The sequence below is a fragment of the Prochlorococcus marinus XMU1404 genome (assembly GCF_017696175.1).
Classification (GTDB): domain Bacteria; phylum Cyanobacteriota; class Cyanobacteriia; order PCC-6307; family Cyanobiaceae; genus Prochlorococcus_A; species Prochlorococcus_A marinus_X.
The window spans coordinates 71,855-83,568 of sequence record NZ_JAAORE010000001.1 but is presented as its reverse complement, the minus strand read 5'-3'; the positions used below and the strand labels follow the sequence as shown (position 1 = coordinate 83,568).

Sequence of the window (11,714 nt, the reverse complement as noted above, 5' to 3'; positions counted from 1 at the left end):
ATTACTTTCAAGTCTATGTAATTACTGTAGGAGTTTCCATTTGAGTAAGTTTTGAAATATTTAATAAAGCATCTAAATCATTTATTAGAGGTTTCAAAGCGATCTGTGGATTTAACGAAAGATTCTGTTGAGAATTGAAAAATTTCTCAAAGTAAAGTCTTAATGTTGCACCTTTTGTTCCAGTTCCAGAAAGGCGAACAATTACTCGAGAATTATCATCAAGCACCAATCTTAAACCTTGATTTTCACTTATGGAATTATCAACGGGATCTAAATATGAAAAGTTATCTGCAACTTTAACTAAATGGCCAGCAAAACTATTTCCATTTAAATTTTCGAGCATAGAAGTTAGATTCCCAAAGATTTGATTAGCAATATTTGAGGGAATTGCCTCATAATCATGTCTTGAATAATAATTCCTTCCAAATTGTTTCCAATGATTCTGCATCAAATCACTTACCGAACATTTTTTCTCAGCTAAAACTTGTAACCAATACAAAACTGCCCATAGTCCATCTTTCTCTCTCACATGATTGCTACCTGTTCCGAAACTTTCTTCTCCACATAAAGTAATTAAATTAGAATCTAAAAGATTTCCAAAAAACTTCCAGCCAGTAGGTGTCTCGAAACAAGGTATATTTAATGCTCGAGCAACATTATCAACCGCTGAGCTGGTTGGCATGGATCGTGCCACGCCTGTAATACCATTTTTATAACCAGGGACACATTTTGTGTTAGCAGTGATAACTGCAAGACTATCACTAGGGTTTACAAAACATCCACTTCCTAAAATCATATTCCTATCTCCATCACCATCGCATGCAGCACCAAAACTATAAGATTTTTTATTTAATAACAAATCAGCCAAATGGGATGCGTAAGTAAGATTAGGATCAGGATGTAAACCCCCAAAATCTTTTAACGGGTTACCATTCATGACACAATCATGCGCAAGACCCATTTTTTCAACAAAAATATTTTTTGCATATGGGCCTGTAACCGCATTCATTGCATCAAAGATTAACGAAAAATCTTTTTTTAAGAAATCACTAATTTGATCAAAATCAAAAATTTTCTCCATCAAATTAGAATAGTCTTTTAATCCATCAATAATTTCTAAGGTAGTTTCATCGTAAGAATAAGTTCCATATTTACTAAAATCAGGTAATTGAATTTTACAAATTTTATAACTAGTTAGTAATTGTGAAGCCTTGAAAATCTTATTAGTAATTATTTCAGGTGCTGGACCACCATTAGAGATATTCAATTTAACTCCAAAGTCGCCATCAATCCCACCAGGATTATGGCTTGCAGAAAGAATAATTCCACCAATAGCGTTTTCTTTTCTAATTAAATGTGATGTCGCAGGAGTAGATAGTAAACCGTATTTTGGAACAATAATCTTTTGAACTTTATGAGCAATACATATTTGGACAATTTTTTCTATTGCTTCAATATTCCCATATCTGCCATCACCACCAACTACTAATGTTGAACCTTTTAAAAGTTCCAATGATTGTAAGATTGCTTCAATAAAAATTTCTAGATAATGTTCTTCCTGAAACTTTAAAGTACTTTTTCTTAAACCAGAAGTTCCTGGTTTTTGATCTAGAAAAGGAGAATTGATATTAATTACATTAACTTGAGTCATTTTTTTAAGAAACTTCCAAAAATCTAACTAAATTAATGAGGCATTTCGGAGGTTCTTAACATAGCGATAAACCATAATGAAGAAATTAATAATGCAATAAGAATTCCATAGTTAATACCAAATTTAGAAATTGTAATTGGAACTATTAATGGAAACGTTAATGCTCCAAACAACGGAGTAAAAGCTACAATTTTTTTCAGCATTTATTTATTAAAACCATTCAGTCTCAGCATTATCTTTTTCATTAGTATCGTCAAGTGGTGTAGTTCTATCAAATTTCATTGATATACTTTTTTCTTGCTCACCAGATACATCAAAAGCTTTAATATCATATTTTTGAGTCCCGTCTCTAAATGGCACTTGGATTCTAAAAGTACCATCGGCAGCTAGGGGTACATCTTCTCCACCTATTGTCAGTTTTGCAGAAGGCTCTGTAGCTCCATAAACAATTAATTCAGCATCAGCAACGAGCCAAAAAGATCTATTTTTAACAATTCCGCTTCCAGAATCATTTAAACCTGATGACCATTTACCGGCTCCTGAGTCTGTAAGATTATCATTAAGGTTTGTTGAATTTACATTTTCCATAAACTCTTCAGAACCAACATTTCTTCTGAGAGGAATGTTAGTTGCTGCCTGGTATAACCTTTCATGCATACCATTTTGTTCTGAAATAACAGGATTTGAAATATCAGGGATAGACTCAAAAGTAGAATCCAAATTAAAAGGTACAAATTTATCAAGAATTTGCTCAGAGGGATGAGAGCCAGGAACGTGGCTTATAGAAGAAAATGCCAATGACATCCAGTTAAAACCATATTTATAACCTAATTCAACTTTGTAGTCTCTATCTGCAAGTGGAATTGGCAAGTACCACTCAGTACTGTAACTATCAACTGCTATCTCCCTTAATGTTCCTTGATTCAAGTTGCTTCCTTCAGAACCAGATGCATCAAATAAACGTATACATAATTTATTGGCTCCCAAAGATTGTGCTTTTTCTCTATCTGCATCAGAAATTTGCCAAAAAACATAAGCCCAATCTGGATCTCGAGGTAGAAATACAACATTTGTTTTAACTTCTTCAGTACTATTAAAAGTATTGGACTCAAAAGTTTTTTCAGATTCTGGTTCTGGTGAACTGATATTTATTTTCTTTAAAGATTTTTCCTGGTATTTAAGTATTAAGTCAACTAAGACAGCCTTTGTTTTACGGCTGTAAAGCGGAACTGATAATTTACTTGCTTCTTGACGTAATTGTCTGAGGGTAAGTGAGAGTAATTGATCTTTATACATGATCCCTTCAGGCACTTTAAAATCTCCGTTTTTGTTTGGGATCAGTATGTTCTTTTTTTTAGGAAATTGTGTGTCTTTTTTGCCTGTCGTCAGGATCCTCTGACTACTCGAGATATCTCGAAATAAATATTTATCGTCAAAACAATTGGTATCAATGACTTTAATTAATTTCCATGTTTTTTAAAATGTAAATTAATTTTCTTTTTGTTTAAATTTTATTACCTGAATTTGTTAACGACTCAACAAAATTATATTTTTTCTTCGGGATCAATTTGAATATAAACTAGCATTGTTCAACTAAAAGTACTAGATCATCAATCTCTATATCCTCAATATTTTTACCTATTTGTTTTGAAAAAGTACTTAATTTTTTTGAAGTAGATTCTAATTGTTCATACAAAAGATCACTAAATCTTTTATCATTAAATCTTTTGGATTGATTATCACACCATTCCCTCAGGGGATTTTTATTTTGATATTCAAAACTATCATCTGCATTTATTATTTTTAGAATCTGGAGGCAATGAGCGAGTATTCTTACATGATGTTTCTTCATTATAGGTAGATCAAGATTATCTATTTCCTTAATTGTTTGAATATTTAAGGGGTTTGACAACGAATCAAGATGATTAGACATTAATTTTTAGTTTTAATAAAGGAAAAAAACTCAATATTGGGGGTATCCTTCGTTAAAGTATATAAAGCTAATTGTAATAGGTAATTTTTGGATAACATGGTCAACGAAAATTTAGTTAAAGATGTTGTAAAAGAGCCTTATAAATATGGTTTCGTTACGGATATTGAAACTGAAAAAATAGCAAAAGGACTAAATGAAGACATCATAAAATTAATTTCACAGAAAAAAGGAGAGCCAAAATATCTCCTTGATTTTAGATTAAAAGCCTTTAAAAAATGGGAAAAGATGGATGAACCAGATTGGGCAGGATTGGGATACAAACAAATCGATTATCAAGATATTATTTATTATTCTGCTCCCAAACAAAAAGAGAAGATTTCTAGTTTAGATGAAGTTGATCCCAAACTTCTTGAGACTTTCGACAAATTGGGGATACCTCTTACTGAGCAGAAAAAACTCACAAATGTAGCGGTAGATGCTGTCTTTGATAGTGTTTCTATAGCTACAACATTTAGAGAGGAACTGGCTGAACATGGAGTTATATTTTGCTCAATCAGTGAAGCAGTAAAAAATCACTCTGATTTAATTGAGAAATATTTAGGTACAGTAGTCCCAGCCAGTGATAATTATTTTGCAGCACTAAATTCTGCTGTTTTTAGTGATGGTTCTTTTGTTTATATCCCAAAAGGTGTTACATGTCCTATGGACCTATCTTCTTACTTCAGAATTAATAGTGGAGATTCTGGACAATTCGAGAGAACACTCATAATTGCCGAAGAATCTAGTTCTGTAAGTTATCTAGAAGGCTGTACAGCACCAATGTTTGATACAAATACCCTACATGCCGCAGTTGTGGAACTCATAGCCCTAGACGATGCCTCAATAAAATATTCAACAGTGCAAAATTGGTATGCTGGTGATGAAGAAGGTGTTGGCGGAATTTTCAATTTTGTCACCAAGAGAGGAAAATGTTTAGGCAAGAGAAGTAAAATTAGCTGGTCTCAAGTTGAAACAGGGTCTGCTATTACATGGAAATATCCTAGCTGTCTCCTTTTAGGGGAAGAATCTGTAGGGGAATTTTATTCAGTAGCACTCACCAATAATCTTCAGCAAGCAGATACCGGCACAAAAATGATCCATATTGGCCCCAAAACCAAATCAACTATTGTTAGCAAAGGTATTAGTGCAGGTAATTCAATCAATAGCTATAGAGGGCTTGTCAAAATGGGAACAAAAGCTGCAGGATCAAGAAATTACAGTCAATGTGATTCAATGTTAATAGGGGATCAAGCTTCTGCAAATACATTCCCTTATATCAAATCTCAACAACCCAACTCTGAAATTGAGCATGAAGCAAGCACATGTAGAATCTCTGAAGATCAACTTTTTTATCTCCAAAGCAGAGGTATAGAATTTGAGGAGGCGGTATCTATGATGGTCAGTGGTTTTTGCAGAGATGTATTTAATCAATTACCTATGGAATTTGCTGCCGAAGCTGATAAGTTACTGGCACTTAAACTAGAGGGATCAGTAGGTTAATTAATCAATTTCTAAACTGATATGCAAACTAAAATGAAAGAGTCAGATCCAATATTAGAAGTTGAAAATCTCTTTGCATCTACTGAAAATCTTCCAATTTTGAAGGGGGTTTCACTAACTGTTTATCCTGGAGAAATCCATGCAATCATGGGAAGAAATGGATGTGGCAAAAGTACTCTTTCGAAAATCATTGCAGGACATCCCTCTTATAATATTACAAAAGGAGATATAAAATTTTCTGGTGAAAATATCAACTCTTTAGAACCTGAAGAAAGATCTCAATCAGGAATTTTCCTTGGTTTCCAATATCCAATAGAAATTCCAGGCGTTAGTAATCTTGAGTTTCTTAGAGTTTCAACGAATGCTAGAAGAAAATTCCTAAAGAAAGAGGAATTGGATACTTTTGATTTTGAGGAATTAGTTAAAGAAAAGTTAGAACTTGTGAAAATGGATCATGCATTCCTATCAAGGAGTGTTAATCAAGGATTTTCCGGAGGTGAAAAGAAAAGAAATGAAATCCTGCAAATGGCTTTACTTGAGCCCAAGATAGCAATATTAGATGAGACCGATTCTGGACTAGATATTGATGCTCTTAGAATAGTCGCATCAGGAATTAAAAAAATATCTAATGCACAGTCTGGAATTATATTAATTACTCACTACCAAAGATTACTTGATGAAATTGAACCAACTTATGTCCACGTTATGGCAGACGGACAAATCATAAAAACTGGTGGGAGTGATCTTGCTTTAGAGCTTGAAAAAAAAGGTTATGAATGGACTGATAACTTTGTAAAAGATACTTAAATAAATGGAAATTATTGAAAAAATAAAAACGAATAAATTAATTGACAATCAAACAGAAATACAAAAAATCTGTCTTCATAAATTACAATCAAATCCCCTCCCTAATCCTAAAAGTGAATTATGGAGACTTTCAAATAAATCAAAATTTTCAAACTTTTTAAACTACTCTGTTAATGAAAAAAATCCAAAATTCGATATACCCTATCCAGAAAATTCTCAAGGTACTATTAGATTAATAATTGGTGAGAATTGCCAAATTAAATTAATAAAAGAAAATTATTCAATACAGCAATTAAGTGAGTATGAATTAAATAAATATATAAAAGAACAGATAGCTAGTTTTGATCAAAACGAAAATTGGAGTGACCTACTAAATCTGTCTTTAAGTTCTACAAAGAATTTATTGGGATTAAAAATAAATGGATCAAAAATCCCTCCTATTGAAATTTTTAGTCATGCATCAAGTCATTCTTTAAACGCAAAAACCCTAGTAATATTTTTGGAAAAGAATTGCGATATTGAATTATTACAGGTAAATCTTGGGAAAGAAAACTCTTCATTATCTCAGTCAACTTTTTTTTTATTAGAAGAAAATAGTTCCGTAAATCATGGTGTTGTTTCTTACGGTGAAAACAGATCAAATTTATTAAATTCTCTCAATGTTATTCAACAAAAAAATAGTGAATACAACTTAGGTTCCTTACATTTCAAATTCAATTATGCAAGATTTGAAATTAGTATTAAACAATCTGCAGGAAACGCTAAAACCAATATCAAAGGTATGCAAATAACCAAGAAAGATGAACAAATTTCTACATATACAAAAATAGACTTTAATGGTCCAAATGGATTTCTAGATCAAATCAACAAATCACTTGCTGACGATAAATCACATGCAATATTTGAAGGTTCAATAATAGTACCGAAAATTGCCCAGAGAACTGATGCTTCTCAATTAAGTAGAAATTTACTTTTATCAAATCTCGCACAAATAGATACTAAACCTCAATTAGAAATAATTGCTGATGATGTCAAATGCAAACATGGCGCTACAGTCTCGCAACTTAATGAAGAAGAACTTTTTTATATGCGAACAAGAGGGATCACATTACCAGAAGCAAGTAAACTACAATTAAGTTCTTACTTTCAAGAAGTAATTTCATTTATTCCCATTTCAAAAGATAGATGGGATTTGCTTGATAAACTTTTAACTGAGAATTAATGGAAACGATTCAAAATTTTCCTGAAATAACTAAGAAAGACTTTCCTCTTTTAAATAAGAACTTAAAAAGTAATGAGCACATCATTTATTTAGACCATGCTGCAACTACTCAAAAACCAATACAAGTCTTAAAAAAAATTGATGAATATTATAGAAACTTTAATGCCAATGTACATAGAGGCGCGCATCAATTAAGTGCTAAAGCAACAGAAGAATTTGAAAATGCAAGATATTTAATCAGCAAATATATAAAAGCGAATTCAGCAAAAGAAATTATTTTCACAAGAAATGCTACTGAGGCAATCAATCTCGCCGCTAGATCATGGGGCGAATCTTCATTAAGAGAAAACGATGAAATTCTCTTATCAATAATGGAGCATCATAGCAATATTGTTCCATGGCAAATGGTCGCAGCAAAAAATAAATGCAAATTAAAATTCATAGGTATAGATAAAAATGGAAAATTAGATATAAACGATTTTAAATCAAAGTTAACAACTAGAACTAAGCTTGTGAGCCTCGTACATGTTAGTAATACTCTAGGTTGCTGTAATCCAATTAAAGAGATAACTAAATTAGCTAAACAAAAAGGGGCTCTAGTATTAATAGACGCTTGTCAAAGTTTGGCGCATCAAAAACTGGATGTAAGTGATCTTGATATAGATTTTTTAGCCGGATCAGGACACAAACTTTGCGGTCCCACAGGCATTGGATTCCTTTGGTCAAGAAAAGAAATCCTAGAAAAAATTCCTCCTCTCTTTGGAGGTGGCGAAATGATTCAAGATGTTTTTGAAGAGACAAGTACTTGGGCAGAGCTACCACATAAATTCGAAGCTGGAACTCCAGCCATTGCAGAAGCAATAGGTCTAGCGGAAGCTATTAATTATATAAACGCTATTGGATTGAATGAAATTCATGAATATGAAAAGACTATTACTAAATATTTATTTGAAAAATTAAATCAAATAGAAAATGTTGAAATTATAGGTCCATCCCCAGAGATAGATCCAGAACGAGCATCACTTGCCACCTTTTATATAAAAAATATACATTCAAACGATATTGCTGAAATTCTTGATTCAAAAGGAATTTGCATCAGGAGTGGGCATCATTGCTGTCAACCTCTTCACAGATATATTGGAATTAAATCAACGGCTAGAATTAGCATGAATTTCACAACAAATAAGGAAGAAATTGATATATTTATAGAAAAATTAAAAGATACTATTGATTTTCTAAAAATCAATTCTTAAATATTCAAAGCTTTTTTTAAAAATTCCTGAGATTTTTGCATTACTACTTCTTTATTTTCAATATTTTTAAACCCATGGCCTTCATTTTCAAAAAACATAACTTCTGAATATTTATTATTCTGAATCAAAATTTCTTGAATTTTTAAAGTTTGTTTATACGAAATAACTGTATCTTTTTTTCCATGGAACAATAAGATAGGTTGTTTTATTTTGTTAATGTGATTTATTGGCGATCTATTTATATATTCATGATGATTTTTTTCATAATTTCCTACCAAAGAATTTAAATAATCTTTTTCAAACCTATGCGTGTTGTAATGCATATCCTTCAAATCAATAACAGGATATTTACAAATTGCAGCTGTAAATATAGAGCCATATAATAAACAATTAAGGGCAGTTAAACCACCAGCACTATTACCAAAAATTACCACTTTCTCACTATCCACTAGATCTAATTTTATTAATTCAAGAACTAGTGCTTTGCAATCATAAGAATCAACAATACCCCACTTATGATTCAATCTATCTCTGTATGCTTTACCAAATCCTGATGATCCTCCATAATTGACTTCAGCAACAAAAAATCCCTTCGACGCCCAATATTGAACTTCAGAATTATAAGATCCATCAAAAAATGAAGTTGGTCCACTATGAGCTCTAACAAGGAGTGGTGGTTTTCTGAAATTATCAACAAGCGGTCTATAAAGAAATGAATGAGTGATTTTATCTTCAAAACCTTTAAACCAAAATGTTTCAGGTTTGGAAGATTCTTTTATATGATCAATATATGTTTGCTCAGAAAAATTTGATAAAACTTTTTTTGCAAAATCAATTTCAAGAACAATTCCAAAAAAATCAGATCCATATCCTTTTAAAAGAACTTTATTCTGAAAAACACTGAAATCACTTATTGAGGTAAAAGGGGTAGAAAATTCTTTAATTAATACAAGATCTTTATATTGTTCGACTATTAAACTATTTTCTTTTTTTGCTAAACAAAATAAATTTTTTATAGTCCCTGAAAAGAATGTTCTTCCCGAGACCCATTGTGGTACTCCATATTCAATCAAATTCCTCTCTAATCTTTTCTTAATATAAATATTCTCGATATCACTAACATCTAAAAACAATAAGTTCCACCATCCAGAGCTATCTTCAGAGCATACTAAAATTGTTTCACTTATCCAATAGGGTTGAAAAAAAGAAACGTTTTTTTTAGCATTGATCAGCTTATTTTTGAATTTTTTTAATTTTTGTATCTTTCCATCTAAGTCTATTTGAGCAAAAAACAGATCATTTTTCTCCCAAGGCATATAAGGAGAATCCCATTCAATCCAAGAAAGTAACTTAGCAGAAGTATTAGAAGATAATTCTCCAGCGAAATTTTTAAATTTTTTTATTCGATAAATATCTTGTTTAGTTTTTTTTAGGTTTAAAGAAAATAAATAATCTCTATTATTTATTTCGCAAATACCATACAAAAAAAAATTTTCAGAAATAACAAATGAAGAATCGAAATTTCCTTCAATTGATTTAGATAGTTGTCTAGATTCTTGAACTGAATCAAGATACTTATTTTGAGCTCTATCATTTGGTGCCACCTCTTTAAAAATTTGAAACCATACTGCCTTTGTCAACTGGTCAATCCATATCAAATAAAAATTATTTTTAAAATCTATACACTTATAAGATTTTCCACCATATCCGTGAAAATTATTTTTAATTTTATATTTTTTACTAGTTAATTTTTGAGGCAATGCATCTTTGATATTAAATGGTCTTGCAAAAATGGCATTTTCATTTTGACCTTCAGCTACGATATCAATCCAAAAAATGGTATCCCTAATAATTGTTAATTCCTTAAAAGCTTTCTTTTTAGAAAAATTTTGCCTAACTTTTAACTTATCATCATTACTCATTTAAAAAACTATAAAGAAAGTAAATTAAAGTGCTAGTATTTTTATAGCTAAACTCTTTACTAAAAACTTTTTTTAACGTGGCAAACCATTTTTCACAACTTGCAAAAAAGTCAAGAACAAATGGAAACGCAGAAAAAATTCCAAAAGAACAAACAGGTAAGCCATCCCTAGACATTTATAAACTTGGAGATGATGTATTAAGACAAAATTCAAAAAGAATAACTAAAGTTGATGAATCAATTAGAAAACTTGCTAAAGAAATGCTTCAAAGCATGTATGCTGCTAAAGGAATTGGACTTGCTGCGCCTCAAATTGGCATTAACAAAGAGCTTCTTGTCATAGATGTAAATTTTGAAGATTCAGCAGCAGAACCTTTAATATTAATTAATCCAGAAATCACAGACTATGGAACAACCCTTAATTCATATGAAGAAGGCTGCTTGAGTATACCAGGTGTCTATTTGAATGTAGTTAGACCATCAACTATAAAATTAAAATTCAGAGATGAAATGGGGCGACCACGTAAAATGAAAGCAGATGGACTGCTAGCTAGGTGTATTCAACACGAAATGGATCATTTAAATGGAATATTATTTGTTGATAGAGTTACATCTAAAGATGATTTAAACAAAGAACTTAGAAAAGAAGGGTTTAAAGAAAAAGACGTTATTTCTATTAATTAATTTAATGACTGAAACTACAATTTTTCAAAAAATAATTAATGAAGAAATACCCTGCGAAAAGCTTTATGAAGATGAGTTTTGTATCGCCTTTAATGATATCCAGGCGCAAGCTCCAATACATTTTTTAGTTATTCCTAAAAAGCCAATTATCAGTTTATTAGAGTGTATTGAAGAAGATGCAAATTTATTGGGGCATTTACTTTTTGTTGGTAGCAAAATAGCTAAATTAAAAAATTTAACTAATTGGAGAACAGTAATTAATACTGGAGCAGAATCGGGGCAAACAGTGTTTCATCTACATATTCATTTTTTATCTGGAAGAAAAATGAATTGGCCCCCAGGTTAAAACTCTCGAAATAAATGTTTATGGGTTATAAATAGGTAAAAACAAAATGAATACACCAGATTCATTAAATTCAGAATCCAAAAATTTATTGAGTTTAATTTCAAAAAATTGGGAAGAGTTAGATGATTCACTCAAAACTAAGTTAATAAAAGTTTGGAGGGTTTTAACTTATAAATGGCAATTACAAATTTTATTTAATCTACCCTTTCTACTATGGTGGGCATTAGATAAATCTTTTCCAAAAGTTCATGAATTTGACGTAACAATCTTGAGTTACTTAAATTTACCTGACTGGGCACTTTCATTTATTGGCTTTGGTCAATAGACTTCTAAAAGATATAATTTATTTTATAAACTT

General features: G+C 31.0%; 12 protein-coding genes. 7 read left to right on the top strand and 5 right to left on the bottom strand.

Translation table 11 applies throughout. The features are described 5' to 3' along the window. Positions 1–13: 13 nt before the first annotated feature. From HA144_RS00410 to HA144_RS00395, 4 genes are all read right to left on the bottom strand, one after another. Positions 14–1,651 carry an alpha-D-glucose phosphate-specific phosphoglucomutase gene (locus HA144_RS00410; protein ID WP_209041445.1) on the bottom strand — a complete coding sequence of 546 codons (1,638 nt, stop codon included), beginning with the start codon at positions 1,649–1,651 and terminating at the stop codon, positions 14–16. 32 nt (positions 1,652–1,683) lie between these two features. Continuing rightward, complete coding sequence (locus HA144_RS00405) at positions 1,684–1,854, bottom strand: hypothetical protein (protein ID WP_209041443.1); 171 nt, start codon at positions 1,852–1,854, stop codon at positions 1,684–1,686. A gap of 7 nt (positions 1,855–1,861) precedes the next feature. Then, positions 1,862–2,962, bottom strand: coding sequence for a DUF4912 domain-containing protein (locus HA144_RS00400; protein WP_209041441.1), 1,101 nt, complete (start codon positions 2,960–2,962; stop codon positions 1,862–1,864). Between the two features lie 268 nt (positions 2,963–3,230). Then, positions 3,231–3,584 (bottom strand): hypothetical protein, encoded by a 354-nt coding sequence (locus HA144_RS00395; RefSeq protein ID WP_209041440.1) that lies wholly within the window; start codon positions 3,582–3,584, stop codon positions 3,231–3,233. 96 nt (positions 3,585–3,680) lie between these two features. Here HA144_RS00395 and sufB point away from each other — a divergent pair, with 96 nt between their 5' ends. From sufB to HA144_RS00375, 4 genes are read left to right on the top strand one after another with little or no spacing between them, the layout of a single operon-like run. Next, entirely contained in the window at positions 3,681–5,123 is a 1,443-nt protein-coding gene (gene sufB, locus HA144_RS00390; RefSeq protein ID WP_209041439.1) for a Fe-S cluster assembly protein SufB, read from the top strand. A gap of 21 nt (positions 5,124–5,144) precedes the next feature. Next, positions 5,145–5,930 carry a Fe-S cluster assembly ATPase SufC gene (gene sufC / locus HA144_RS00385; protein WP_209041438.1) on the top strand — a complete coding sequence of 262 codons (786 nt, stop codon included), beginning with the start codon at positions 5,145–5,147 and terminating at the stop codon, positions 5,928–5,930. A 4-nt stretch (positions 5,931–5,934) separates the two neighbouring features. Further along, a complete protein-coding gene (locus HA144_RS00380; RefSeq protein WP_209041437.1) occupies positions 5,935–7,152 on the top strand; it encodes a SufD family Fe-S cluster assembly protein in 1,218 nt (405 codons plus the stop codon). After that, positions 7,152–8,405 (top strand): aminotransferase class V-fold PLP-dependent enzyme, encoded by a 1,254-nt coding sequence (locus tag HA144_RS00375; protein WP_209041436.1) that lies wholly within the window; start codon positions 7,152–7,154, stop codon positions 8,403–8,405. The genes HA144_RS00380 and HA144_RS00375 overlap by 1 nt, the downstream gene beginning before the upstream one ends. Here the strand turns inward: HA144_RS00375 and HA144_RS00370 are convergent. Then, the gene (locus tag HA144_RS00370; protein WP_209041435.1) at positions 8,402–10,327 is read right to left on the bottom strand and encodes an alpha/beta hydrolase family protein; all 1,926 of its coding nucleotides are present in this window, start codon (positions 10,325–10,327) and stop codon (positions 8,402–8,404) included. The two genes, HA144_RS00375 and HA144_RS00370, sit on opposite strands and share 4 nt — an antisense overlap. A 77-nt stretch (positions 10,328–10,404) precedes the next feature. On the opposite strand from HA144_RS00370, the gene def reads away from it, so the two are divergent. From def to HA144_RS00355, 3 genes are read left to right on the top strand one after another with little or no spacing between them, the layout of a single operon-like run. Next, the gene (gene def / locus HA144_RS00365; RefSeq protein WP_209041434.1) at positions 10,405–11,010 is read left to right on the top strand and encodes a peptide deformylase; all 606 of its coding nucleotides are present in this window, start codon (positions 10,405–10,407) and stop codon (positions 11,008–11,010) included. 4 nt (positions 11,011–11,014) lie between these two features. Continuing rightward, positions 11,015–11,356, top strand: a complete 342-nt coding sequence (locus tag HA144_RS00360) for a histidine triad nucleotide-binding protein (RefSeq protein ID WP_209041433.1) — start codon at positions 11,015–11,017, stop codon at positions 11,354–11,356. A 46-nt stretch (positions 11,357–11,402) separates the two neighbouring features. Beyond that, positions 11,403–11,681, top strand: coding sequence for a hypothetical protein (locus HA144_RS00355; protein ID WP_209041432.1), 279 nt, complete (start codon positions 11,403–11,405; stop codon positions 11,679–11,681). Positions 11,682–11,714 lie beyond the last annotated feature (33 nt).

Excerpts from the sequence above, each read along its gene's own strand:
- sufB (WP_209041439.1), top strand. The coding sequence starts at position 3,681 with ATGGTCAACGAAAATTTAGTTAAAGATGTTGTAAAAGAGCCTTATAAA.
- HA144_RS00375 (WP_209041436.1), top strand. The coding sequence starts at position 7,152 with ATGGAAACGATTCAAAATTTTCCTGAAATAACTAAGAAAGACTTTCCT.
- sufC (WP_209041438.1), top strand. The coding sequence starts at position 5,145 with ATGCAAACTAAAATGAAAGAGTCAGATCCAATATTAGAAGTTGAAAAT.
- HA144_RS00355 (WP_209041432.1), top strand. The coding sequence starts at position 11,403 with ATGAATACACCAGATTCATTAAATTCAGAATCCAAAAATTTATTGAGT.
- HA144_RS00370 (WP_209041435.1), bottom strand. The coding sequence starts at position 10,327 with ATGAGTAATGATGATAAGTTAAAAGTTAGGCAAAATTTTTCTAAAAAG.
- HA144_RS00360 (WP_209041433.1), top strand. The coding sequence starts at position 11,015 with ATGACTGAAACTACAATTTTTCAAAAAATAATTAATGAAGAAATACCC.
- HA144_RS00380 (WP_209041437.1), top strand. The coding sequence starts at position 5,935 with ATGGAAATTATTGAAAAAATAAAAACGAATAAATTAATTGACAATCAA.
- HA144_RS00410 (WP_209041445.1), bottom strand. The coding sequence starts at position 1,651 with ATGACTCAAGTTAATGTAATTAATATCAATTCTCCTTTTCTAGATCAA.
- HA144_RS00395 (WP_209041440.1), bottom strand. The coding sequence starts at position 3,584 with ATGTCTAATCATCTTGATTCGTTGTCAAACCCCTTAAATATTCAAACA.
- HA144_RS00405 (WP_209041443.1), bottom strand. The coding sequence starts at position 1,854 with ATGCTGAAAAAAATTGTAGCTTTTACTCCGTTGTTTGGAGCATTAACG.